Below are 25,038 nucleotides of genomic sequence, written 5' to 3'. Positions count from 1 at the left end.
ATGGTAATAATTAACTAAATAATAGTCTTAATAAAATCCAATAGATTTGTACCAGTGAATAAATAACCTCTTACGCCAGCTGCTTCTGCTGCATCAACGTCGCGCTGACTATCGCCAATAAGGAAACTACTTTTAGGGTCTACATCATAATCCTTAATAGCTTGATTAATCATGCCAGGCTTTGGCTTTCTACATTCACAATCGACAGCATAAAAAGGCACAGAGCCTTCTTTATGGTGAGGGCAATAATAAAAATGTAAAATTGGTGCCCCACTGCGATCTAATTCATGAGCCATGTGATCATGTAAAATTTGAACATCAGATTCCTTATAATAACCTCTAGCGACACCACTTTGATTGGTCACTACAATGAGATCATAACCCTTACTATACGCATAAGCCAGAGCTTCTTTAGCACCATCTACCCACTCTAAATCACTGATTTTATATAGATAGCTAACATCTTTATTGATAACACCATCGCGATCTAAAAATAATACCTTGCGCATTAACGTAAATACCCTTCGTTATTATCGAGTAATTCACAATATTCCTTAACAGCATCTTCCATTTTATGGAACCCTTTATCATAACCAGCAGCCAATAATTTAGTAGTATCAGCCTCTGTAAAGCTTTGGTATTTACCTTTTAATACCTCTGGGAATGGAATGTATTCAATTTTACCTTTGCCGTTGTAGTCAATAACAGCTTGCATAAATTGGTTAAAGCTATGCGCATTACCTGTACCGCAGTTGAAAGTACCAGAAATTTCAGGATGTTCCCAGAAATAGAAGTTTACATTAACTACGTCTTTAACATAGATAAAGTCACGTGTTTGACCACCATCTTCATAGCCATCTGTACCTTCAAATAGATTGATAATACCAGTTTCTTTATTTTTATAGAACATTTGGCGAACTAAGGAAGCCATTTTATCTTTATGAGCCTCATTAGGACCATATACGTTAAAGTAACGTAAGCCTACTACTTGAGCTGTATATTCACCTTCATATTTACGTACATAGCGATCGAATAACAATTTGGAGTACGCATATGGGTTAAGTGCTTCTTCAGCTTCTGGTTTTTCTACGAAACCATTTTTACCATTACCATAAGTAGATGCAGAGGATGCATAGATGAATGGAATACGACGGTCTTGGCAATAGTGGAATAGATTTTTAGAACCTTCATAGTTATTCTTCATCATATATTTGCCATTATATTCCATTGTGTCCGCACAAGCACCTTCATGGAATACAACTTCGATAGGACCTACATCGAATGTACCATCAGCAATAGCACAATCAAAATCATCACAATCGATATAATCCAAGAATTCTAAATTTTGAATATTTCGGATTTTACGACCATCTGTAAGATCATCAACAATAAGAATATCTGTACGACCGCGGTCATTTAACGCTTTCACAATATTACTGCCGATGAAACCAGCACCGCCTGTTACGATAATCATAATTTACCCTCCTTAGCCATAGTAGCTATTTTCCCTACAATATCGGATGTAGAGTAACCTTCTTTAAATGAAAGCACCTCTACATGATCTACGGACTCACGTCCAATAATATCTTCTATCTTATAATCGCCGCCCTTAACTAGCGTATTAGGACGCAAATAAGCTAATAGTTCAGCTGGTGTATCCTCTTCGAATAAAACCACACCATCGATACAACGCAACGCACTTAATAATGCTGCGCGATCTTCTTCACTTACGATGGGACGTGTTTCGCCCTTTAGACGTCTAACAGAAGCATCGGAATTCAAACCAATAATTAGATGATCACCTAACTGAGCCGCCTCTTGTAAGTACGTAATATGTCCACGATGAAGAATGTCAAAGCAACCATTTGTAAACACAACAGTTTCACCCTTGTTTTGCCATTGTGTAATAAGCTGCTTCATCTCTTCCTTTGTGTATAAAGGCTTCGATTGAACACTATGCTTATATGAATGCCATAAATCCAATAGTTCAGAACGATGAATTGGATATGTACCAACCTTGGATACGACAATGCCTGCTGCACCATTTGCAATATGTAATGCTAAACGCATAGATAGGCCACTGGCAAGGCATGTCATCATCATGGATACAACCGTATCACCTGCACCACTTACATCGAATACCTCTTGTTGTGTGGCAGGATTATGCCATGTACGGCCATCCTTTGCAATAACAGTGATCCCTTTTGCGGAACGAGTAGCCACAATGTACTCTAAATCAACATTAGCCAGTACTGACTTAGCTGCTTCAACAATAGTGGTATCATCATTTTCTAATTTACGACCTACACATTCACCGAGTTCTTTTACATTCGGTGTAATACAAGTTGCACCATTATATTTAGACCAGTCTGAACCTTTAGGATCAACAATGGTTTGTACGCCATACGCCTTAGCTAAACTAAAGATTTTTTTAAGCAATGTTGGTGTACAAACGCCTTTGCCATAGTCAGATACAACAATACCATCGATACCAGCCTTACAAAGATTTTCTAGCCAAGCAGACAGTCGTTTCTCTTCCTCACTTGTTAAATCTGTAATCGTTTCAAAATCAAGACGCATCATCTGTTGTCGATCGCCTAGAATACGCATTTTAGTAATGGTAGAACGATTATCACTCGTTAATAAACCTGTTGTATCAATCTTATCAGCCTTTAGCAATTGTTGTAATAAACGACCATGGTCATCATTACCAGCAATAGCACCAAGATATACTGTACAATCTAAATTTGATAAGTTTGACGCAACATTACCGGCACCACCAAGCACTTCTTTCATCTTTGCCACGCGGTTTACAGGAACCGGTGCTTCCGGAGAAATACGACTTACATCACCAAAAACATAACGATCTACCATCACATCACCTATAACGGCAATCTTTAGATTGGGTAGTTGTTTTGTCAAAAATTGATTAATGGTAGCATTTATCATAATCCACCTATTCCTTACCACAATATACATGTATAACGAGTTATCTAAAAAACAGGGTTTCAAACATGTATCTATTTATAAATATGACCGTAACGGTTAATAATCTTCTTCAATGATTTCGCACATTATATGACCTGCTAGAATGTGCATTTCTTGAATACGAGCTGTCACATTGCTTGGAATAGCTAATGTAATATCACATAATTCAGCTAGTTTTCCACCGCCTTCACCTGTGAAAGCTATGGTGTGCATGCCGATAGAACGGGCCATTTCTGCAGCTTTTACAACATTCTTGGAGTTCCCAGATGTAGAAATCCCAATGAGAACGTCACCTGTACGGCCTAAGCCCTCTACTTGACGTGCAAAAACAGATTCAAAATCATAGTCATTTGCAATAGCTGTTAATGCAGATGTATCAGTAGTCAATGCAATACCCGCTAGAGAGCGTCGTTCCTTTTTAAAGCGACAAATTAATTCTGCTGCTAAATGTTGAGAGTCCGCAGCAGAGCCACCATTACCACAGAACAAAATTTTATTGCCATTTTCTAAAGCCGCCTTACAGCGATAGGCAATCTCTTGAATGGTATCCATATGCTCCATTGTCTTACCAAAGACTTCCAAATGCTCCGTAAAACGATCTGCAATGATTGGATTTAAATCAGTCATTATAAAATCTCCTTTAACAGTCTATCTGCATTTTTCCAGAATAATTTTTCACATTGTTCCTCAGATAAACCAGCTTCTTTAAATGCATCGTATAATCGATACATTTCAGAAGTGTCTTTAATTTCTGTATCCGGCTTAATACCATCAAAATCGGTTCCTAATGCCACAACATCTTCCCCGCCCTTATTGATGAGATATAAGCCGTGTTTTACGATATCTTCAATCCGACTTATGGGTGATGTACCTAAAAAAGATTGAGCAAAATTAAGGCCTATAACGCCACCCTTATTGGCAATCAGCTTAATTAGATTATCCGGTAAGTTTCTTGTATGGGCTGTAACTTCGCGCGCATTCGAGTGAGATGCTATGAAAGGTACATCTAAAATATCTCCTAATTGCTCTGTACCTGCATCATTTAAATGAGAGCAATCAACGATAATTCCTAAATCTTGCATAGCCTCCACAAATTCAACACCTTTCGATGTTAATTTTTTATGCTGCTCACCACAATGGGGCTCACCCAATCCATTTGGATAATTCCAAGTAAGCGTAATAAGTCGAACCCCATCTTGATAAGCTTGTTTTAATTTATCTAAATCGCCGCCTAGTACGCCGCCCTCTTCAATAGACATGAGAGCTCCAATCTTGCCAGTCTCATATACAGACTCTACATCTTGATAAGAGAGCACATGTTGTATGTGCTCTCCATAGTGATGAATTTGTGATGTACATAAATTACGCATCGCTTCATAACGACCATAAGGGTCATTTGTATCACCAAGATTGATAAATAATGCAAAATCCTGCACCTTGCTGTGAGCCTTTTGTAATTTTTCTATATCGACTTTCCAAGTATTACGATACAAATCTCCATTACTAGGATAATCTATTAACTTCATAATCGTATCGCAGTGTAAATCTATCATAAAGCCTCACATATAGTATTAGTAATTAACTACGTTTTGGTTTTTTAGCATCTAGTTTTTTTAATGCTTTCAGTTCTTCCATAAAGCTATCAATATTATCAAACTTACGATATACGCTAGCAAAGCGAACGTATGCAACTTGGTCGATATCTTTTAATTGTTGCAATACAAGTTCACCTATACGATCCGTAGTTACCTCTTGGTTGATTTCATTACGAATATCGCGCTCTACATCATTCACTACTTGTTCCATCACAGACATTGGTACGGTACGTTTATCACAAGAGCGCAATAGACCATTTAATAATTTACCGCGATCAAATAATTCACGACGTCCGTTTTTCTTTAATACCATAAGTGGTACTTCTTCTATAATTTCATAGGTAGTAAAGCGACGGCCACAATTGATACATTCGCGGCGACGGCGAATACTATTACCTTCATCAGTCGTTCTAGAGTCTGTTACCTTCGTGTCTGTGTGTTGGCAATAAGGACATCTCATCTGTTACTACTCCTTTTTTAATAATCACTCTAAAATAGTGCATAATACGCCCATTTTCTCTACTATATATAGTACCATGAAAGCCTTTAAAATACAAAGAATCCCTAGGATTTCCTAGGGATTCTTCCATTATTCTAGAGCATTTTATGTTATGAAATACTTTAGAAATAATATTTTTAATTTTATGTACTATTCTAACTATCGTTTAGGAGCATCTTCAACGCGAAGCAAGCAGTCGCCAGATTCGATGCGGCTACCTTCACGAACTAGGATTTCTTCTACGATACCATCGATAGGAGCAGTAATTGTTGTTTCCATCTTCATCGCTTCTGTAACGATCAATGGCTCACCTTTAGCTACAGATTGACCATTTTTAACGAGAATCTTAACAACGGAACCAGACAATGTAGCACCAATTTCACCAGGGTTAGATTCATCCGCTTTACGACGAACAACGCCAGTAGTCTTAGCATGTTTATCATGAACTTTAATACCACGAGGTTGACCATTGAACTCGAACAATACGATACGGTTACCATCTTCATCTGGTTCAGATAAGCCGTTCATTTTGATGATAAGTGTTTTACCTTTTTCGATAGTTACTTGAATTTCTTCGCCCCGTTTCATACCGAAGAAGAATGTTGGAGTATCAAGTACAGATACATTACCAAAGTCTTTTTTAAATTTATTGTAATCTTGGTAAACCTTAGGGTACAAGCAATATGCACTGATATCTTCATCAGTTGTTTGAGCACCCATTTCACTCAATTCATTGCGAACATGTTCAAAGTCTGTTGGAGGCAATACTGCACCTGGACGAACTGTGATTGGTTTTGCACCTTTCAAGATAATTTTTTGTAACTCTTCAGGGAATCCTTGGTATGGAGTGCCAAGACGACCTTCAAAGAATTCAACTACGGATTGAGGGAAGTCTAATACATCGCCCTTTTCGTAAATATCTTTTTCAGTCAAGTTATTTTGTACCATGTACAATGTCATATCACCTACAACTTTAGAGGAAGGCGTTACTTTGATGATATCACCAAACATCATATTTACTTGGTGGTACATTTTCTTAATATCAGCCCAACGATCACCAAGGCCTACCATCTTAGCTTGTTGTTGCAAGTTGGAATATTGGCCACCTGGCATTTCATGTTGATATACTTCAGTGTTAGGATATGCTTCTGCTTTATCTACACCTTTGTAGTAAGGACGAATGCTGCCAAAGTAATGCGACATTTCTTCCATGTAATCAATGTTCATTTCAGGTTGACGTTCATGTCCACTCAATGCATAGTACATGGAGTTCATGCTAGGTTGAGATGTACCATTAGCAAATGCAGAGTATGCTAAGTCGATAACGTCTACACCAGCATCTACAGCGCGACCATAGGAATAGATAGCATTGCCAGAACCTTCATGTGTATGTAAATGAATCGGTACAGTAACAGCATCTTTTAAAGCAGATACAAGATTATAAGCAGCTTGAGGTTTCAATAAACCAGCCATATCTTTGATAGCAATAATATTAGCACCCGCTTTTTCAAGCTCTTTAGCCATATTTACATAGTAGTCTAAATTGTATTTAGGACGGTTGCTATCAAGAATATCTCCTGTATAGCACAATGCTACTTCAGCAATTTTGTTTTGTGCACGAACTTCATCAATAGCTACATGCATATTATCAAGGCTATTTAAGCTATCGAATACACGGAATACATCAATACCATTAGCAGCAGCACGTTGGATAAATTGACGAACTACATTATCTGGATAAGATGTGTAACCTACAGCATTAGCGCCACGAATAAGCATTTGAAGTAATGTATTAGGCACTTCGCGACGGAACATACGTAAGCGTTCCCATGGATCTTCATGTAAGAAACGATAGGATACGTCGAATGTAGCACCGCCCCAACATTCCAAGGAGAATAAGTTAGGAACACCTTTTGCAGCACGACCAGCTACGCGTGCCATATCAATGGTACGTAAACGTGTAGCAAATAAGGATTGGTGAGCATCACGCCATGTTGTATCTGTAAAGAATACTTGTTTTTGATCAGATAACCATTTACTGAAGCCTTCTGGTCCTAATTCATCAAATTTTTGTTTTGTACCAGCTGCTGGAGATACATCTAAATCAGATGGCATTTGAATTGGTTCAAAATCAGGTACCACTTGAGGACCTGCACCAGAGTAGCCATTGATTGTTACGTCAGCAATGTAACGTAATAATTTAGTACCACGATCGCGGTCTGGTTTTAATTCAAACAATTCTGGATGGTCTTCAATGAAGTTAACAGTGTAGTTACCGCTTTGGAATTCAGGATTTTCAAGAACGTTAATCAAGAAGTGAATATTAGTTTTAACGCCACGAATACGGAATTCTTTTAAACAACGAAGCATTTTACGAATAGTTTCTTCGTTGTTAGGACCGAATGCAGTCGCTTTTACAAGCAAGGAATCATAGTAAGGTGTTACTACGGCACCTGTGAAAGCATTACCAGAGTCTAAGCGGATACCAAAGCCACCGGAGCTACGATATGCCAAGATTTTACCTGTATCAGGCATGAAGTTATTTTTAGGGTCTTCTGTAGTGATACGACATTGGATTGCAGTACCTTTACAAGGAACTTCATCTTGTGCTGGAATACCTACTTCTGGGCTATGTAAGTCATAACCTTCAGCAATACGGATTTGAGAATGAACGATATCAATATCTGTAATCATTTCTGTTACAGTATGTTCTACTTGGATACGAGGGTTAACTTCGATGAAATAGAAGGAGCCATCAGCAGTTACCAAGAATTCTACAGTACCCGCATTAACGTAGCCAACATTTTTCATGATTTTAACGGCTGCATCACATACGGCTTTACGAGTTTCCAATGGCAATGCAAAAGCTGGAGCCATTTCAACAACCTTTTGGTGACGACGTTGTACAGAGCAATCACGTTCATGTAAATGAACTACATTACCATGTTCATCACCTAAGATTTGTACTTCAATATGTTTAGGTTCAACAATAAGTTTTTCTACATATACATCATCATCGCCAAAAGCAGCTTTTGCTTCAGATTTAGCGCGATCATATGCATCACGAAGATCTTCTTTACGATGAACCTCACGCATACCACGGCCGCCGCCGCCATTTACGGCTTTGATCATCAATGGGAAACCATGAGTATTTGCAAATTCTTCTAATTGTTCAAAATCACGCAATGCCCCATCAGAACCTGGAATCATTGGGATATCTGCCAATTTAGCTTGTGCACGAGCATTAACCTTATCGCCGAACATATTTAAATGTTCTACATGAGGTCCGATAAAGATGATACCTTCTTCACCGCAACGACGAGCGAACTCTTCGTTTTCAGACAAGAAACCATAACCTGGATGGATAGCATCAATATCATGTTCTTTTGCAATACGGATAATATCTTCAATATCAAGATATGCTTCAACAGGTTTTTTACCTTCCCCTACGAGATAGGCTTCGTCAGCTTGGTTACGGTGCAAGGATAATGTATCCTCTTTGGAGTAAATGGCTACAGTTTTAATGCCCATTTCATTACATGCACGGAACACGCGGATTGCGATCTCACCACGGTTGGCAACCAATACGGATTTAATTTTTCTCATGTATTGCCTCCTACTAGCTTCCACTAATGTGAACTATCAGCTTTCATTTTTATTAATATATGAATATTTCCTATACTTATAGTCAAAATAATATATTTGGATAGCTCATCATTTTTTATGATGAGCATTATATTCATAATTACATATCACTATTATACAATATTTTCCACATATTTAAAGGATTATATTAATTACGAAATCATAAAATACATTATCCGCTGTTCATGAGTAAAACTCATATGTCTTTTATCGATGTACATCGAACTATTTCTATATACTATATAATTAATCACCTAAGAAATGATTCATTAATCGGTTGAGTTGTTCTTGGTCATTGGCCCCCATCAACTCACGTGCAGAATGCATTGCCAACAATGGTAAGCCTACATCCATGGTTCTCATCGGCAACATAGCAGATGAAATAGATCCAACTGTAGACCCTCCTGGTATATCAGAACGATTTACATAAATTTGGTAGTTTGCTTCAGCTTCATCACACAAACCTTTAACAATGGCAATGGCTCTTGCATCACCTGCATAAGATTGGCTACATGCTATTTTTAGGGCTACCCCTTTATTAAGTGTAGGAATATTAGTGATATCATTTTTCTCAGGATAATTTGGATGTAAACCATGGGCTACATCAGAGGAAACCATAAATCCTTTTGAAATGAAACTTTCCATTTCTTGATTGGAATATCCTAATGCATCATATACACGTTTAATAAGGTTTGGTAAAAGCATACCTGCTCCACCCTGTTTTGTGCGACTCCCTACCTCTTCATTATCAAAGAGAATAGCACAGCGTACACCATTAGCATTATGTTTACGAGCTTGAATAATCCCGGAAAGTACACCAAAGCAAGATGTTAAATTATCTAAACGCGGTGCACTAATAAAATCGCCTTCTGTGCCCAAGACACAGCCTTGTTCTGTTGGATATAATGTCATTTCATAGGACAAAATTTCAGATGGCTCACAATTGACTTCATCAGCTAAGAACATAGTCCAATCATCATATTGAGTATCAGACTCTGGGAATAAACTTGGATTATTACTATCATGTAAAGATTTTATTGATTGTTCCTTATCCTTACGATCCATCATTAATATAGGAAGCATTTCCTTTTGGCGATTTAATTTAACGCCATCATTAACGGTGCGATTCATATGTATAGCTAAGTTTGGAACGATTGCAATAGGACGTTTTGTATCAACCAATACAGAATCAACATCAAAGGCATTATCACCTTTTAATACTACGGTACCAGCCGCTCCTAGAGGACGATCAAGCCATGTATTTTCAATGAGACCACCATACATTTCTACATTCAGTTTTGTGTACCCTTTTACAGAGGTAATAGGATTAGGTTTAACACGGATCGCAGGAAAATCCGTATGCGCCGAAGCAATACGTAATGTATCTTCAGGTTTTTTCCCTATATGAAAGGCAAACAATGTAGTACCAAATACATTAACAACATAAGAACCAGAGTCTAATTGCCACTCATCATCTAAATTAAGTTCTGTAAATCCTGAGTCCAATAACATTTGCAAGCTTGTATCAACCGTATGGTATGGAGATGTGCAAGCACCAATATATTTCAATAACTGTTCATTATCAAATTTCATAGTTTCCTCCTATGTAAAATAATGATGCAATTCTTTTATTCACTAGGAATAGTTCATATATGTATAATATTACAACATATACATTAATAATATATTAACTACACTTATTTTATCACAAAAAAGCCGTCCCAAACGGGACGGCTTTCCGTATATTTTGTAACTACATATCAAAACAACTCTAAAATCTAAAGTTTTATGTATTACAAGTATATTATTTTATCGTTTTCAGTTCTTACCACATACCGATTGCTTTCATCCATACGGAACCAAGTCCCATAAAGATAATCAAGTTGATTACGGATGCGAAGAAACCAAGTTTCCACCATGTATTTTGAGGAACATAACCAGTATTGAAGATTACTGGAGATGGACCTGCTGCATAGTGAGTCAAAGACATACACAAGTTAGATGTGAATGCAATCATCAACAGTGTCAACATTGGTGGTGCACCTGCAGAGATAGCAATTGCAGAAAATGCTACGAACATTGCAGAAATATGTGCAGTCAAAGATGCGAATACATAGTGGGAATATGTATTAATAAGTACAGCTATAACGAAGGCAATAATCCAAGATCCTTCTGGAATATAACCGCCTACAAGTACTGTTGCCCATTTAATAAAGCCCAATTTGGACAAGAAACCGGCAAAGCCCATCAATGTACCCATCCAAACTAATGTATCCCAAGCACCTTTTTCACTTTTAACATCGTCCCATACAAGAACACTTGTAGCAAGCAAAATAGAAATACCTAAGAATGCAACAGTTGTAGCATCAATTTTAGTAAATTGAGAAGTAGCCCATAAAACTAAAGCCAAAACAAATACGCCTAGCATAACCCATTCTTGGAAGGACATTTTACCAAGGCCTTTTAACTCTTCTTTAATCATTTGTTGTGCTTCGCGAGCATCTGTAATTTCAGGTGGATATACTTTGTAAATAAAGTACGGCATAATGATCAATGCAATAATACCTGGCACGATGGCAGCCATAGCCCAATCACCCCATGTGATACCAATACCGAAAGATTGAAGCGCCAATGCTGCAACCAATGTGTTACCAGCCATGGATGTTTGGAACATAGCAGATGTAATTGTATTAACTTGATAAATAGATTGCATCAAGAAGGAACCAATTTTACGAGGACCATCTTGAGGTTCAGAACCGAACGCTTTTGCCAAGCTTGTAGTAATTGGCATGATAACACCACCTACACGAGCTGTATTAGATGGAGTTGCTGGAGCCAAAATTAAATCAGATAATGCTAATGCATAAGCCAAACGTAAGGAGCTACTACCAAAAGCAGCAATCAAATTATACGCAATACGTTTCCCCAAACCAGTTTTAATAAAGCCACGAGAGAATAAGAACGCACCTACGATTAACCAAATAGCAGAGTTAGCAAAACCAGAGATAGCTTCGCCGATTTTCAAAGTACCAGTCAAAGCCGCCACAGTAATTACAATGATAGATACGCCACCAATCGGTAATGGCTGAGTAATAAAGCCTACGATAGTAGCAACAAAGATGGCGAATAAATGCCAAGATTGAGGTGTTAAACCCTCAGGCGTTGGAATAAACCATAGGCCTATACCAAAGACCGCTGGAATAATCCAATTTAACAGTTTTTTCATACACATACCTCCTACATAGGAAAAAACTAAAATATATAACTGCTGAAATACCAAGGCATCGCAAGGTGACTATAACACACACACTAAGCCTCCTATCTTACGGTGTCTTCAGTATATATCAGTAGTATGTGAAGTTAGAAATATATTTATATCTTCTTATGATAAATATAATATATTACAACATAAAAAGAAATGAGAAAAAGCTGTGCATCACTAGGTATGCACAGCTTTCATCATCATATAAATCCTATTCAGGTAGAGATACGTTCTCTAAGTTTGTTTTTTCGATAGACTCAATATCACCTTGGTCGCAAAGATTTGCAATAGTTGGATCAATTGGCAAACGATTCAACAATAATAGACCGTATTTTTGAAGGATTTCTTCAATGTGGCTTTCACCAAAGATTTGGTAATCCTTACCGTTATCTGGGCAATGGAAGTAAGAGTAGTTTTCCACTACACCAATAATAGGCACTTGCATTAAATCAGCCATCTTAACTGCTTTTTCAACAATCATGGATACCAAGTCTTGAGGAGATGTAACAATGATGATACCATCCAATTTTAAAGATTGATATACAGTAATTGCTACGTCACCTGTTCCTGGCGGCATATCAACGAATAAATAATCGATGTCTTTCCAAATAACATCACTATAGAATTGTTTTACCACATTACCCAAAATAGGACCACGCCATAAAACAGGATCTGTATCGTTTTCCAAAAGGAGGTTAACAGACATAACGTCAATCCCGCCTTTAGATTTTACAGGATACATACCAATTTCGTCAGCATATGCTTTTTCCTTGATGCCAAACATTTTAGGAATTGAAGGACCTGTAATATCTGCATCGAGAATACCAACTTTGTAACCTTTACGCGCCATAGTAATAGCCATTAAGCTTGTAACGGAGGATTTACCTACGCCACCTTTACCAGATACTACGCCGATTACATGTTTAACAGAACTAAGCTCGTGTAATGGAGCTGTAAGATCTTGAGGTTGTTGAGGAGCGCCGCCACCGCAACCAGAGGATTGAGATGGGCATCCGCCACAATCACTGCTGCTACCGCAACCCATAGTAAACACCTACTTTCTTTGAGGAACTACCTCACATCTATATGTAAAACTTTTTTTCTATATGGTAGATACAATGTATCTACTGTTACATTGTATCATGTCATATCAAACTTTATCAATATATTACTCACCACAGAATTCTTTAGTTAAAGCTCCAAGAATTTCCATGCCTTTTGTAATTTCTTCTACTGTTGGTACTGTATAGCTCAAACGGAATGCATGACCTTCTCCGGCTCCATCTGCAGCAAAGGCACCACACTTAATAATCCCTATATTACGATTCATGCAGGTTTCGAAGAATTCATCACAATCTACATTCTCAGGCATCGTCATCCATGCGAACATACCACCAGTAGGCTGTGTTAACTTAACCTTAGAGCTTGCATACTTGTTAAAAGCATTTAACAAGGCATCACATTTTGTTTTATAAACTTTACGTACATTTTCTAAGTGCGCATCATAGTCAATAGTATCAAGAACTTTAGCTACTACCTTTTGCGTAACTAATGGCATTTGACCAGCTGTATTATTCTTTAGAGCCTGGATAGCTTCGATTACCTTTGCTGGGCCAAATAGGAAACCTACGCGTAAGCCTGCAGATAATGTCTTGGAATACGAACCTGCATATAGAACACGATCTTCTGTATCAAAAGATTTAAATGTTGGAATGTATTCACCAGCAAAACGAATTTCACCGTATGGATCATCTTCATAGATGAATAAATCATATTTAGAGGCAATAGCGTAAATTTCTTTACGGCGTTCCAATGGCATTGTAATACCTGTAGGATTTTGGAAATTCGGAATGAGATAAATATATTTACCCTTACCAGACTGAGCGGCTTTTTCTAATTCACTAGGAATCATGCCGTACTCATCAGTCTTAATGCCTAATGCTTTACCGCCCATGTTGCGTACAGAATTGATGGCACTTGTGAAAGTAAATTCATCCATATATACTTCGTCACCAGGTTCCAATACAGTAATTGGTACAAGACCTAATAGTTGACCTGCACCATTAGAAATAATAAGGCCTTGGCCTTCTGGATTCATCTTATGTGCTTTTACAAGACGATCTAATGTCAATTCCGCTAAACGTGCATCACCTTGCATTGGTCCATATTGTAAAAGACTCATTGGATTAGAGTGAACCACTTCATCAAAAGCCTTTTCGATGATTTCTACAGGAATCGCTTCTGGTGCTGGATTACCGATACCAAAACTAATAAAACCCTCTACACCTACACCACGTTCGAATACTTCACGAATAAAATTTGGACCTTTTAAGGTTACGCGTTCAGGAAGATAAAAGCTCATACTATCGCCTCTTTCATATATACTAAATTGAATAACATTTAATTAATTAGAGATTGTTAAGCATTAGGATCGTGCTCTTGTTCAGCATTTTTCTTATTGATGTAGTTCTTATATACTTTCCAAAGAATGAAGTATACAATACCTGCAACAACTACGATGATTCCTAATCGCCCCATATTCTCTTGAAAATTTACAATATCTGTACCGATAGCTACCTCAAGAGCTGTGGATGGGAATTTACCAATTAAATTTGCTAAGATATAATCTCTCGGTTTAATTTTACTAATGGCACCAAGTGCTGTGATAACACCAGATGGAAAATATGGTAAGGATCTGGCAAATAACATGACCACAAAACCATTTTTACCAGAAAAATCATCTACTTTCATCAATACTGTACTCTTAGCAATAAGCTTATCTGCTGTATCACGTAAAAAGTAACGCATAATATAAAAGCTAATGACTACGCCAATCGTTTCTGCAAGCCAAGAAATAATTATGCCTGGCCACATACCAAATACTAGGCCGTTTGCGGTAGATATAAAGATAGATGGTAGAAAACCAACAGCATTAACAAAAATATCAAGGAGCATACTAACAACCATGGCCATTGGGCCAAAGCCTTGAATATATTCTGCTATCTCATCCATAGATCCACTCGTCGCTAAATGCCACATGGTAGGATAAAATGTAGGATCTACTATATTGATGGCAATTAATAGAATGACAAAACCAATGCCTGCTATTAACTGTACCCAACCTTCACCAGAAGGCTTTAATTTTTTTGTACTCATATATACCTCGTTTTATAAAAAACTAGTTCCATTATATCACGGATTCTATAGAACTGTTATATAAGAACGCATATAGTTTATTTTTATAGATACGTATAATTAAATTAGCATAAAAATTATCGAAAGATGTATAATACTATTATAACGAGAATTTTCTTAATGAAAGAAGGTATATTATGGTATCAGCAGGTCAAACAGCTACGGCTACAGTAACAGTTACAGAATCCAATATCGCAAAAACAATGAAGTCCGGTTCTTTAGAGGTCTTTGCTACACCAGCTATGTGTGCATTAATGGAAGAAGCAGCACAAGCAGCAGTACAACCATATTTAGAAGACGGCGAAGGCACTGTAGGTATCGCTCTATCCATTACTCATGAGGCCCCTACTCCACTTGGTGCAACTGTAACTGCTAAAGCTATAGTTAGTGCTGTAGAAGGACGTAAAATCACCTTTGACATCGAAGCATCTGATGGTATTGGTATCATTGGTCGAGGAACTCATGAACGATTTGTTATTAATAACGAAAAATTCATGGCTAAAGTGGCTAGTAGAGCAAAATCTAACTAATGGTTTACTATTGTACCAATAGATTTATACTTAATAGATTTATTGCTAATATCTTACTTTATTAAAATACTAAAATAAAAACAAAAACGGCATCTATCAAACGATAGATGCCGTTTCTATTTACATGTTAAATTATATAATCTACTAAAAGACTAGCAAATTTTAACTACCCAGCCTTCAGGAGCTTCAATTTCACCATGTTGAATGCCAAGTAATGTGTCATATAATTTTTTAGTAATAGGACCCATATCATCCATACCAGCCGGTACATTAATAGTACCTTCTGGAGTATCGATTTGACCTACTGGAGAAATTACAGCTGCTGTACCACAAAGACCGATTTCAGCAAAGTCTTTTAATTCATCTTTATGAACAGGACGATGTTCTACAGCCATACCAAGGTAATGTTCTGCTACATACATCAAGGAACGACGTGTAATGGATGGCAAGATGCTATCAGATTTAGGTGTTACTAACTTACCATCTTTAGTAATGAAGATAAAGTTAGCACCACCAGTTTCTTCTACATGTGTACGAGTAGCCGCATCAAGGTACATATTTTCTGCATAACCTTTGTTATGAGCATCAGTAATAGCATATAAACTCATAGCATAATTTAAACCAGCTTTAATATGGCCAGTACCATGAGGAGCTGCACGATCAAAATCAGTGATACGAATTTTTATTGGTTTAGCGCCACCTTTAAAATAAGGACCTACTGGAGTTGTAAATACACGAAATTGATATTCATCAGCAGGTTTTACACCAATAACGGAATTTGTACCCATCATATATGGGCGAATATAAAGGCTTGCACCATGACCATAAGGAGGAACAAAGTCTTTGTTAGCTTTTACCACTTCTTTTACAGCTTCAATAAAACGGCCTTCAGGTAATGTAGGCATTACAAGGCGTTCACAAGATTGATTTAAACGTTCAGCGTTTAGATCAGGACGGAAACATACGATGTGACCATCTTTAGTGTAGTATGCTTTCAAGCCTTCGAATACAGTTTGCGCATATTGGAATACGCCTGCACATTCGTTAAGAGTGACGTTAGCATCTGTAATCAAGCCACCTTCGTCCCATTTACCATCTTTATAAGTAGTCAAATAACGGTAGTCGGTTTCTACATAACCAAAACCGAGATTATCCCAATCGATATTCTTGCTCATAACAATAACCTCCATTTATATTGATATACATTTAATCTTATCACTATCATCTTGTAATTTCAATAGATTCTATAGAGATGATGAATTATAGTGTCTTTTCAGTATAGCTTCTGCCTCATTTATATTATAATAATCTTTAGATACACATATCCCACCCTATTAGGAGGTTCCTATTATGAACAAAAATAAACACCCTTTAATTCCTAATCCTAAAAGTATCATTTGTATCGGGCTTAACTACGCTGATCATATTGCCGAAACTAGTCTAGCTACACATGATTTCCCAGAAATCTTTATGAAAACATCAAATGCTCTTGCAAATAATCATGATACCATTATCATCGAAGACGAAGCATTCCATTATGACTATGAAGGCGAGCTAGTTATCATCATTGGTAAATCTGGAAAAAATATATCTCCAGAACATGCGAAAGACCATATATTAGGTTATACAATTGGCAATGATGTTTCCGCCCGTAGCTTACAGTTTAGAGGCTCCCAATGGATTCTTGGCAAATCCCTTGATCACTTTGCCCCTATCGGTCCTACTATAGTGACTCCTGAGGATTTTGACTTTGAAAGTGCTACTATTACGACAACAGTAAATGGTGAACTACGTCAACAAGCCAAGCTAGAACAAATGATTTTTAAGCCTTATGACATTATCGCTTTTCTATCATCCTATATGACACTCCAAGAAGGTGACATTATCTTTACAGGTACACCTAGTGGAGTAGTATTAGGTAAAAATGAAAGTAAGTATTCTTGGTTAAAACCAGGAGATACTGTTACTGTTTCTATAAGCGGTATTGGTACTTTAGAAAGCAAATTTATTTAAAATAGGTACAATATTAAAGAATTCTATTTGCTCATATTCTAGTTATTACTATATTTATTTACATAACTATATCTAGTTACATTACAACTAAATATATCTAAATACAAAAAAGAGATTACCTTTATGTATATATGACTATACATAGGAGTAATCTCTTTTGTTATTATCTCATTTATTATTATCTATGTTTTATATTTACTATTACTTTATTTATGCTTTGCCTCTAAATCTAGCATATATTTTTTTCGTTCAATGCCCCCTGCATAGCCCATTAATTTACCGTTGCTACCAATAACACGGTGACATGGAATGATAATAGAAATAGGATTATGCCCTACTGCACCGCCTACAGCTTGAGCCGAGAATTTCTCTTTCCCCTGTTGCTGTGCAATCTGTTTACCTATATCTCCATATGTTGTCGTGTTGCCATAAGGTATGGTTTGTAATATAGACCATACAGACTTACGGAACTCTGTCCCTTCTAATTGGATAGGAGGTGTAATAAAAGGCTTTTTACCATTAAAATATTGGTCTAGCCACATAATTGTCACTTCAAATGGACCTGTTAGTTGCTCTATATACTCCGCATCACCATAAGTTGGTGCATGAACCTCATCAATAAAAAATAAATCTGTTAAGTATGATAATGTACCAAGCATAACCATAGTTCCTAATGGGCTTTCATAGGTGTATTTATAATTCATAGTACATTAACTCCTTCTTAAGATAACAAATCATTCATAACCTTTTGTATGTCATTATTAAATGATACAGTATTTTTATGAATTTCAAAAGGTATAGGTTGGTCTTCTATATTAATTGGTACATATAATGCGTCTATATTATCATGTGCTATCCGCATAAATGGGTATTTGATTATCATCGGCGTATTATAGCCAACACCAAGTTCTAGCATGATAAGCTTTTTATCTTTATATCGTTCTATAAAGTCTACATATCTGTTTTGTGCCGCATACCAACCTTCGTCTTGTACAAAGGTGCCATCAATACGTAAGTTCATTGTCATCAATTCACCACATCTAGGACAGTGAGGAATTAACTCGGTAGGAATTTTCATATCCTTTTGTTCCTTAACCATACGACGCACTTGTTCTTCATTATCATACGTTTTTTGATGACATGGATCGGAGCACTGCCATAATCCATAATCACCTTGCATATAATAGAGTCTATTTTTATCTACGCCCGCCAATTGCATTTGATGATCTACATTTGTGGTAATTACAAAGTAATTCTTATCTTGTAATAACTTCATCAGCTGTACATAAGGTTCTCCTACGGGAACATCATAGCAATTATAGTATATATGACGGCTCCACCACGCCCAGTACTCTTCCATACTTTCAAATGGATAAAACCCGCCAGAATACATATCTGTAATGCCATATTTTTTGTGAAAGTCCTCAAAATATTTATGGAAGCGTTCACCGCTATAGGTAAATCCAGCCGCAGTTGACATACCTGCCCCAATACCTACAAGTACCGCATCAGCGGTATTCAAAAAATCTTTTACACGTTCTATATTATCCCAATAATTTGTTGTAGATTTCATAATCTATATCCTTAAATACATTAAATACCACTTGTATTTTACTATTAGTTTCTTTTAAATAGGTACGCACCGTATCGATAGCAATTTGGGCCGCCAATTCATTAGGAAATCTAAACTCACCTGTAGAAATACAGCAAAATGCAATGGACTTCAAACTATAAGCATTAGCTAGCTCCAAGCAAGATCTATAGCATGATGCCAATTGTTCTTTATCTAACTCTGTAACAGTATCATAAACAATAGGCCCTACCGTATGGATAACATGACTGGCTGGTAAATTATAGGCATAAGTCTTACGAGCCACGCCTGTTTTCTCAGGCATATCCATATATTCTATCATCCGTGCACACTCCATACGCAGCTCAATACCAGCAAAAGTATGAATGGCATTATCGATACACTTATGATTAGGCGCAAAACAACCAAGTAATTGATTATTGGCAGCATTAACAATAGCATCTACAGATAATCGAGTAATATCTCCTTGCCACAAATAAATCTGAGGCGCCCTCTCCTCCATATCCTTAATCCTTACAATACCTTTTTCTAGAGTCAATGTATTTAAATATTCATCTTGTACTTTCATCCATTCAATAGGCATTGCACCAGCAGCACGAATATTACATAAAGCCCTAAAAAGTGTAAACTGTTCTGCTTCATCATTAGGAATTTCAATATGTTCGTCTTTATATTTCTCTGTATATTCTTCTACTAATCCTTTTACAAGATAAGATAAACGTTCTTGCTGTGTCATATGTAACTCCTTATAGTCTATCAAGACTTTTACTTATTATATAACAAAAAAACTGCTAGCACATACATATGCATATGCTAGCAGTAACTTTACTGTAATTATATTTGTAGTCGTAATTATATTATATCCAATACTAAGGTCTTACAAAAGCTTGACCACCATGGTTAACGAGGATATCCCCATCTAGTACTTTTGTAGAAACATTTTGTAGACTACCTTGGATTTGGCTCATCATAAAGCGATAACCAGGACTATTCAAATGTTTTGTTAAGGCTTCTTGGTCACTATAAATTTGGATCACATACCAATGATTCTTTGCGTTTCTTTCACGAAGCACATAACCTGCCTTATAACCCGCATCGTCTCGAACAGCACGTTCTATATCTAGTTGATATTGACGTTGTACTGTATCGATATCATTGCTATCAACATTAAACTCTGTCAATGTCACCACAGCTTTACCGTCATTTACGATAGATAAAGCATCTTTTTTTTCAAACAATAGCACAGACTGTACATCATACATTTTGCGATTTGTTAATTTAGAACCTACTTCATTAACAAAAGCTTGATACTGATCAGATTTACGATGCATTTCAATAGCCGCTAAATCTTTATAGATTTCTACCACATAAGACTCAGATGGATTCCCTTTCACATGAGCTACGTTCATAGATAATGTGTTAGGCTCTTTCTCCATAGAAGCAGTTAAGTTAGCTACGCCCGTACTATTATATGCACCTTGTAATTCCGCAGGTACTTGGAAGCGATACATACCTACACTAGGTGCTGTATCTAAACCTTCATCACGTTCCATAACAAGAGCCGCAAAGGATGTGCTTACGCTTAATACTGCAATAGCAGATGTGACAAGAATACGTTTTAATAATTTTCTATTCATACATGCTCCGATTCGACTAAATTACAATGTAATATATTCTACTATTGTACCATGTTCTTCAATTAATTTAACTAAGTCTTTTCCTTGTAGCCATACAGTAGCGTCATTTTGATTTGGATGGATACCGATTAGATTATCTTTATAATCCGCATCAATATAGTAATGTACCTTACGCTCTTTATCATGGAGCAAGCAGAATGGAGATACGTGACCTGGTTTAATCTTTAATATATCCCATAGCTCTTCTTCAGAACCAAAAGAAATCTTTTTCAGATTATGGTCCTTCCGAAACTGTTTTAGATCTACACGCTTAGAACCACGAACAGTAATCAGATAGTAGTGTTCCCGCTTGTGGTCTCGAATGAATAAATTTTTCGCATCCCACTCAGGATATGGCAGCTCTACATCAGGCTTGTCATCCATACTAAATAGCGGTGCGTGGTCCGTAACTTCAAAATCGATATGATGGTCACGTAAACAATCATATACGCCTTGTTTATCTAACATGTAATACCTCTAATATATAGTTTACGCTTGATGAAAGTAATATTTATAGTCATATTACTATTATATGACCTAATTAACCCACCAAGTCTATTCTCGAACTTTATAGGTACCATCAAATACAAATAATTCAGGATGTTCATGTACGAATGTGTCTTCATAGATTCCATCATATTCATATACTACATCATCTTTTTTATCGAGGAAATCAAACAACTCCTCTTCATTTTCCCAGTCTTTCAAAATGGTCCATCGTTCTTCCCTATCAAATGGAATGGACCCACCAAAATAATCAATTACAGATTGTAAATTATCTGCTAATGGAGCCATCTTGAAGAGGCGTAAGCCAGCAAGAGCATCCTCCCATACAATGCCTGTAGAGTTATAGAAGAACTGATGATGTCCACCATTATTAACCTCTGCGAAGTACCAAGATATAGCATTGAGATAACGTTGCTCTACAGTAAAAGGTTTTGCAGATTCTAAATAATCATCATATGAGCCATATATATTGATAGTCCAGTACATGGGCTCATTAATGGTCCACATATCGTCTGTAGCTTGTATCTCTTCAACAGTGATAGTACGATGACGAAGTACACCTTCTCTTTTCTTCTTTTTAGCAGCTACATACTCATTATAGGCAGCACATAAATCAGGATAATCAGCTTCACATTTTTCAAAGTCCATTTGCATATAGCACATATCCATGACTTCAAAACAATACGATTTTATATCATCTAGTTCCGATTCCGTAGCTAGCCGTACACCCTGATCTACTAACCTTAGCATCTGTTGCATAGTATCAGATGTGTACGCTTCATTATTATCTAAAACAATAGATCCATACGCATAGGCACAGCGGTAATACCACACCGCATCACGATGTGCTTCATCAATAGCCTCTAATACCTTAATTGCCTCTTTTTCATTACCATTATTGTTATAAGCTCTACCAAGCTCTCCTAGCAGAGGTATAGATAAATTTTCTATGCCCACACTAGTTAACACATCAATAATAGTTTTTACGTTTCCAGTATCATTAAGATCTTTAACTGTTTGTAACTGTTCAGCATTAGATAAAGATAAAAACTGTTCAACACTTAAAGACATACAACACACGTCCCCTCATAGCACAAATATGTATATGAAATCATCTTAAGATAATTATAACAAACAACACAAAACTATGGGTTACAGATTTTAAAATAATAGTTAATGACAAAAACAGCTATTTAACTAGCTACCGAGCCATACAACAAATACAGGAGTACCTTCATCATCATCGTCGATATCATCGCTATCGTCACCATCGAATTCGTGGTCATCATAAGCTAGATTTTCAAAGAATACATGATCACCGAGCTCTTTATTGGCCATTAAGTTATGTAGCTTGAAAAGAAGCTCTTCAGTAGTAAAGTACTGTCCATTATCTGCTTTAAGACGAGCATAGATTTCAACTTGCCACATACCGTCTTCTTTATCGTATTCTTCTAATTCATCATCTTCGTATAAGTATTCATTAGGGTGAAGCTGACTTTTACTTTCAATCCAAGCTTCATAGCTTACCAAAATTTCAGGCTCTACTAATGGCGGTAAATTATCACGATTAACGTTATGCTCTTCTAAGCATTCATAAAACGCCTTAAGAAACTCTTCTTTAGTATAAGTAGTTTTATTGAACACCCAAGGAATTCCCTTAAACTCATGATAGTAACCTTCATATATTTTATTACCATCTTTATCAACACCGAGATATTCAATTTCCTCAGTATTCTCATCCTTGTTAAACAGGTTTTTTATGGCATCAAAAATCATAGAATAGTCCTCCTTGTAGTCATTTAAATAATGCTTCGATTTTAAAATGTGTAAATTTTTTTTATATTTTACACGAAACCCATATAAAATAACGTAGCCCAAAGCACATAAGTACAATAATTTAATTTATTTTATTACTGTTATAAGTTTTCGTGTATAGTAAAAGCCCTTCGCTTATGCGAAGGGCTTAACTATTATTTTTTATTAACTAGCTACCACACACAATATAGAATACAGGTATACCATCTTCATTATCTATGAGACCGTAACCTTCACATTCATGGCCTTCGTATTCAATACCTTCAAAGAATACATGATCGCCTAATTCTTTATTAGCCATCAAATTATGCAATTTAAAGAGCAATTCTTCTCTATTAAAATATGTGCCATTATCCGCTACAAGATGAGCCATAATTTCTACCTGCCACATGCCATCTTCTTTATCTTCTTCCAGCAATTCTTCGTCTGTAACACATTCATTATCAAAAAGTTGGTCTTCACTTTCAATCCAAGCTTCATAGGTTACTAGAATTTCAGGTTCTTCTAATCTATCGTCGTCATCTGATTGATCATCATCTACATATTTCTTTACATTTTCATTGTATTCTTTTGAAAACGCTTCTCTGCTATATGTTTGCTTATTAAATACCCAATGTACTACATCATATGTAGGATAGTTATCCTCTTCGTCTTCATTAGCGTCTTCAATATGGTTATCTTCTGTAGTCTTTTTACTATTTTTATTATCAAAGACATTCTTAATGGTTTCAAATATCAAAGGATAATCCTCCTTGTACTCTTTTGGCTTGATTTGAGTTAATAAGTATTTAACAACTTCACAACACCAACCAAGTTGTTTATCTAACCCGGCTTCTTTCGTCATTTTTATGCCCGTTTCTATTAACTGTAGTGCCTTCTGTACATGTTCAGATTCGTAGCTTTCACCAATAGCTAACATCGCATGAGCATAGCCACAGCGATAATACCAAGACCAATCGCGATGTGTTTCATCAATACGATTAAATAAATCAATAGCCTCTGATGCACGGCCCTTATTGTTATACATACGTCCTAAGGTACTTAATAGTTTAGGAGACAAATTATCGATGCCCATATTAGTTAATAACTCCATAGCACGATTGATGTCTAAGTCCTCTTGTTCATTAAGGAGCTTAACCTTATCCGCATCACTTAATTCTTGAAACTCTTCATCCGTAATATCTTCTATACTGATATATAAGTTCTTAATAAAGTCACCAAAGTTATCTGCTAAGGGAGTCATGGAGTAATCACCTTCTTGATCTACTCGTAAAACCTTAGGCTCACCGGTAGGACCGCACTCACGATAATCGAGGAAAATCATGTCGTGACCACCGGAAATCGTATCAGCTACAACGACACCGATAGGGGGATATTTTACTTTTGAAATCCAAAACTCATTTCCCATCTCACCTAAAAGAGAGTATTTTTTATCTCTATCGATGCCATATATTCCTGTTATATATACACAATCGTCATCATCGTTAATAAAACAATTTTTCTTTACTACACCACCATTATGGTTTTTAAGTAGCTCAATATATGCAGCAGGCAATGTATAACCTAGATCTGCTTCAGCTGCTTTAATATCCTTATCAGTAACAGGTTTACCTATATAGGATTCAAATGCATAGTCAACATCGTTCCAAAATCCGGTCCAATCAAAGTCTTTTAGATTACCCATAATACTCTCTCCTAGTTTAAACCGATATAATCTAAATT

23 protein-coding genes are annotated in these 25,038 nt (G+C 36.5%); 2 read left to right on the top strand and 21 right to left on the bottom strand.

Annotation, left to right across the window (positions count from 1 at the left end):
• Positions 1 to 14 precede the first annotated feature (14 nt).
• The 12 genes from ACSV5T_RS06850 to ACSV5T_RS06795 form a co-directional block, all read right to left on the bottom strand.
• The gene (locus ACSV5T_RS06850; RefSeq protein ID WP_295825036.1) at positions 15 to 509 is read right to left on the bottom strand and encodes a D-glycero-alpha-D-manno-heptose-1,7-bisphosphate 7-phosphatase; all 495 of its coding nucleotides are present in this window, start codon (positions 507 to 509) and stop codon (positions 15 to 17) included.
• A complete protein-coding gene (rfaD, locus tag ACSV5T_RS06845; RefSeq protein WP_295825039.1) occupies positions 509 to 1,474 on the bottom strand; it encodes an ADP-glyceromanno-heptose 6-epimerase in 966 nt (321 codons plus the stop codon). The genes ACSV5T_RS06850 and rfaD overlap by 1 nt, the downstream gene beginning before the upstream one ends.
• Complete coding sequence (gene rfaE1 / locus ACSV5T_RS06840) at positions 1,471 to 2,949, bottom strand: D-glycero-beta-D-manno-heptose-7-phosphate kinase (RefSeq protein ID WP_438320611.1); 1,479 nt, start codon at positions 2,947 to 2,949, stop codon at positions 1,471 to 1,473. The genes rfaD and rfaE1 overlap by 4 nt, the downstream gene beginning before the upstream one ends.
• A 96-nt stretch (positions 2,950 to 3,045) precedes the next feature.
• Positions 3,046 to 3,615 (bottom strand): D-sedoheptulose 7-phosphate isomerase, encoded by a 570-nt coding sequence (gmhA, locus tag ACSV5T_RS06835; protein ID WP_060924703.1) that lies wholly within the window; start codon positions 3,613 to 3,615, stop codon positions 3,046 to 3,048.
• Entirely contained in the window at positions 3,615 to 4,541 is a 927-nt protein-coding gene (locus ACSV5T_RS06830; RefSeq protein ID WP_438320609.1) for a dipeptidase, read from the bottom strand. Before ACSV5T_RS06830 ends, gmhA begins: the two co-directional genes overlap by 1 nt.
• A 25-nt stretch (positions 4,542 to 4,566) precedes the next feature.
• On the bottom strand, positions 4,567 to 5,043 hold the full coding sequence (gene nrdR, locus ACSV5T_RS06825; RefSeq protein ID WP_105081086.1) for a transcriptional regulator NrdR: 477 nt from the start codon (positions 5,041 to 5,043) through the stop codon (positions 4,567 to 4,569).
• A 198-nt stretch (positions 5,044 to 5,241) separates the two neighbouring features.
• Positions 5,242 to 8,688, bottom strand: a complete 3,447-nt coding sequence (locus tag ACSV5T_RS06820) for a pyruvate carboxylase (RefSeq protein WP_156719731.1) — start codon at positions 8,686 to 8,688, stop codon at positions 5,242 to 5,244.
• Positions 8,689 to 8,973: 285 nt separating this feature from the next.
• The gene (locus ACSV5T_RS06815) at positions 8,974 to 10,320 is read right to left on the bottom strand and encodes a M18 family aminopeptidase (protein ID WP_438320608.1); all 1,347 of its coding nucleotides are present in this window, start codon (positions 10,318 to 10,320) and stop codon (positions 8,974 to 8,976) included.
• A 232-nt stretch (positions 10,321 to 10,552) separates the two neighbouring features.
• Positions 10,553 to 11,953, bottom strand: a complete 1,401-nt coding sequence (locus ACSV5T_RS06810) for an anion permease (RefSeq protein WP_105094253.1) — start codon at positions 11,951 to 11,953, stop codon at positions 10,553 to 10,555.
• Between the two features lie 247 nt (positions 11,954 to 12,200).
• Entirely contained in the window at positions 12,201 to 13,034 is an 834-nt protein-coding gene (locus ACSV5T_RS06805) for an Mrp/NBP35 family ATP-binding protein (protein WP_156719728.1), read from the bottom strand.
• 123 nt (positions 13,035 to 13,157) lie between these two features.
• Entirely contained in the window at positions 13,158 to 14,351 is a 1,194-nt protein-coding gene (locus tag ACSV5T_RS06800) for a PLP-dependent aminotransferase family protein (RefSeq protein WP_438320606.1), read from the bottom strand.
• Between the two features lie 56 nt (positions 14,352 to 14,407).
• Positions 14,408 to 15,145 carry a TVP38/TMEM64 family protein gene (locus tag ACSV5T_RS06795; RefSeq protein ID WP_005386912.1) on the bottom strand — a complete coding sequence of 246 codons (738 nt, stop codon included), beginning with the start codon at positions 15,143 to 15,145 and terminating at the stop codon, positions 14,408 to 14,410.
• 176 nt (positions 15,146 to 15,321) lie between these two features.
• Between ACSV5T_RS06795 and ACSV5T_RS06790 the strand changes: the two genes are divergently transcribed.
• Positions 15,322 to 15,714, top strand: a complete 393-nt coding sequence (locus ACSV5T_RS06790; protein ID WP_438320605.1) for a thioesterase family protein — start codon at positions 15,322 to 15,324, stop codon at positions 15,712 to 15,714.
• 152 nt (positions 15,715 to 15,866) lie between these two features.
• On the opposite strand, the gene ACSV5T_RS06785 is transcribed toward ACSV5T_RS06790, so the two are convergent.
• Positions 15,867 to 16,889, bottom strand: coding sequence for a branched-chain amino acid aminotransferase (locus ACSV5T_RS06785; protein ID WP_438320604.1), 1,023 nt, complete (start codon positions 16,887 to 16,889; stop codon positions 15,867 to 15,869).
• A gap of 175 nt (positions 16,890 to 17,064) precedes the next feature.
• Here ACSV5T_RS06785 and ACSV5T_RS06780 point away from each other — a divergent pair, with 175 nt between their 5' ends.
• Positions 17,065 to 17,727: a fumarylacetoacetate hydrolase family protein gene (locus ACSV5T_RS06780; protein WP_438320602.1), complete on the top strand. Its 663-nt coding sequence runs from the start codon at positions 17,065 to 17,067 to the stop codon at positions 17,725 to 17,727.
• A gap of 206 nt (positions 17,728 to 17,933) precedes the next feature.
• Here the strand turns inward: ACSV5T_RS06780 and ACSV5T_RS06775 are convergent, their stop codons facing one another.
• The 8 genes from ACSV5T_RS06775 to ACSV5T_RS06740 form a co-directional block, all read right to left on the bottom strand.
• Positions 17,934 to 18,431: a methylated-DNA--[protein]-cysteine S-methyltransferase gene (locus ACSV5T_RS06775; protein ID WP_438320600.1), complete on the bottom strand. Its 498-nt coding sequence runs from the start codon at positions 18,429 to 18,431 to the stop codon at positions 17,934 to 17,936.
• 17 nt (positions 18,432 to 18,448) lie between these two features.
• Positions 18,449 to 19,300: an SIR2 family NAD-dependent protein deacylase gene (locus ACSV5T_RS06770; RefSeq protein ID WP_438320599.1), complete on the bottom strand. Its 852-nt coding sequence runs from the start codon at positions 19,298 to 19,300 to the stop codon at positions 18,449 to 18,451.
• On the bottom strand, positions 19,272 to 20,054 hold the full coding sequence (locus ACSV5T_RS06765; protein WP_438320598.1) for a protein-ADP-ribose hydrolase: 783 nt from the start codon (positions 20,052 to 20,054) through the stop codon (positions 19,272 to 19,274). The genes ACSV5T_RS06770 and ACSV5T_RS06765 overlap by 29 nt, the downstream gene beginning before the upstream one ends.
• 133 nt (positions 20,055 to 20,187) lie before the next feature.
• A complete protein-coding gene (locus ACSV5T_RS06760; protein WP_438320597.1) occupies positions 20,188 to 20,955 on the bottom strand; it encodes an antibiotic biosynthesis monooxygenase in 768 nt (255 codons plus the stop codon).
• Between the two features lie 21 nt (positions 20,956 to 20,976).
• Positions 20,977 to 21,462, bottom strand: coding sequence for a prolyl-tRNA synthetase associated domain-containing protein (locus ACSV5T_RS06755; RefSeq protein WP_129822932.1), 486 nt, complete (start codon positions 21,460 to 21,462; stop codon positions 20,977 to 20,979).
• Between the two features lie 87 nt (positions 21,463 to 21,549).
• Positions 21,550 to 22,572 (bottom strand): DMP19 family protein, encoded by a 1,023-nt coding sequence (locus ACSV5T_RS06750; RefSeq protein ID WP_438320595.1) that lies wholly within the window; start codon positions 22,570 to 22,572, stop codon positions 21,550 to 21,552.
• 126 nt (positions 22,573 to 22,698) lie between these two features.
• Positions 22,699 to 23,277 (bottom strand): hypothetical protein, encoded by a 579-nt coding sequence (locus ACSV5T_RS06745; RefSeq protein WP_438320594.1) that lies wholly within the window; start codon positions 23,275 to 23,277, stop codon positions 22,699 to 22,701.
• Between the two features lie 208 nt (positions 23,278 to 23,485).
• A complete protein-coding gene (locus ACSV5T_RS06740; RefSeq protein ID WP_438320593.1) occupies positions 23,486 to 25,000 on the bottom strand; it encodes an SMI1/KNR4 family protein in 1,515 nt (504 codons plus the stop codon).
• Positions 25,001 to 25,038: the final 38 nt, after the last annotated feature.

The organism is Veillonella sp. ZSJB6, assembly GCF_051549505.1.
In the GTDB taxonomy this organism is placed as follows: Bacteria; Bacillota; Negativicutes; order Veillonellales; family Veillonellaceae; genus Veillonella.
Note: the sequence above shows the minus strand (reverse complement) of the source record. Positions and strands in the feature narration are given on the sequence as shown.

Excerpts from the sequence above, each read along its gene's own strand:
- ACSV5T_RS06850 (WP_295825036.1), bottom strand. The coding sequence starts at position 509 with ATGCGCAAGGTATTATTTTTAGATCGCGATGGTGTTATCAATAAAGAT.
- rfaD (WP_295825039.1), bottom strand. The coding sequence starts at position 1,474 with ATGATTATCGTAACAGGCGGTGCTGGTTTCATCGGCAGTAATATTGTG.
- rfaE1 (WP_438320611.1), bottom strand. The coding sequence starts at position 2,949 with ATGATAAATGCTACCATTAATCAATTTTTGACAAAACAACTACCCAAT.
- gmhA (WP_060924703.1), bottom strand. The coding sequence starts at position 3,615 with ATGACTGATTTAAATCCAATCATTGCAGATCGTTTTACGGAGCATTTG.
- ACSV5T_RS06830 (WP_438320609.1), bottom strand. The coding sequence starts at position 4,541 with ATGATAGATTTACACTGCGATACGATTATGAAGTTAATAGATTATCCT.
- nrdR (WP_105081086.1), bottom strand. The coding sequence starts at position 5,043 with ATGAGATGTCCTTATTGCCAACACACAGACACGAAGGTAACAGACTCT.
- ACSV5T_RS06820 (WP_156719731.1), bottom strand. The coding sequence starts at position 8,688 with ATGAGAAAAATTAAATCCGTATTGGTTGCCAACCGTGGTGAGATCGCA.
- ACSV5T_RS06815 (WP_438320608.1), bottom strand. The coding sequence starts at position 10,320 with ATGAAATTTGATAATGAACAGTTATTGAAATATATTGGTGCTTGCACA.
- ACSV5T_RS06810 (WP_105094253.1), bottom strand. The coding sequence starts at position 11,953 with ATGAAAAAACTGTTAAATTGGATTATTCCAGCGGTCTTTGGTATAGGC.
- ACSV5T_RS06805 (WP_156719728.1), bottom strand. The coding sequence starts at position 13,034 with ATGGGTTGCGGTAGCAGCAGTGATTGTGGCGGATGCCCATCTCAATCC.
- ACSV5T_RS06800 (WP_438320606.1), bottom strand. The coding sequence starts at position 14,351 with ATGAGCTTTTATCTTCCTGAACGCGTAACCTTAAAAGGTCCAAATTTT.
- ACSV5T_RS06795 (WP_005386912.1), bottom strand. The coding sequence starts at position 15,145 with ATGAGTACAAAAAAATTAAAGCCTTCTGGTGAAGGTTGGGTACAGTTA.
- ACSV5T_RS06790 (WP_438320605.1), top strand. The coding sequence starts at position 15,322 with ATGGTATCAGCAGGTCAAACAGCTACGGCTACAGTAACAGTTACAGAA.
- ACSV5T_RS06785 (WP_438320604.1), bottom strand. The coding sequence starts at position 16,889 with ATGAGCAAGAATATCGATTGGGATAATCTCGGTTTTGGTTATGTAGAA.
- ACSV5T_RS06780 (WP_438320602.1), top strand. The coding sequence starts at position 17,065 with ATGAACAAAAATAAACACCCTTTAATTCCTAATCCTAAAAGTATCATT.
- ACSV5T_RS06775 (WP_438320600.1), bottom strand. The coding sequence starts at position 18,431 with ATGAATTATAAATACACCTATGAAAGCCCATTAGGAACTATGGTTATG.
- ACSV5T_RS06770 (WP_438320599.1), bottom strand. The coding sequence starts at position 19,300 with ATGAAATCTACAACAAATTATTGGGATAATATAGAACGTGTAAAAGAT.
- ACSV5T_RS06765 (WP_438320598.1), bottom strand. The coding sequence starts at position 20,054 with ATGACACAGCAAGAACGTTTATCTTATCTTGTAAAAGGATTAGTAGAA.
- ACSV5T_RS06760 (WP_438320597.1), bottom strand. The coding sequence starts at position 20,955 with ATGAATAGAAAATTATTAAAACGTATTCTTGTCACATCTGCTATTGCA.
- ACSV5T_RS06755 (WP_129822932.1), bottom strand. The coding sequence starts at position 21,462 with ATGTTAGATAAACAAGGCGTATATGATTGTTTACGTGACCATCATATC.
- ACSV5T_RS06750 (WP_438320595.1), bottom strand. The coding sequence starts at position 22,572 with ATGTCTTTAAGTGTTGAACAGTTTTTATCTTTATCTAATGCTGAACAG.
- ACSV5T_RS06745 (WP_438320594.1), bottom strand. The coding sequence starts at position 23,277 with ATGATTTTTGATGCCATAAAAAACCTGTTTAACAAGGATGAGAATACT.
- ACSV5T_RS06740 (WP_438320593.1), bottom strand. The coding sequence starts at position 25,000 with ATGGGTAATCTAAAAGACTTTGATTGGACCGGATTTTGGAACGATGTT.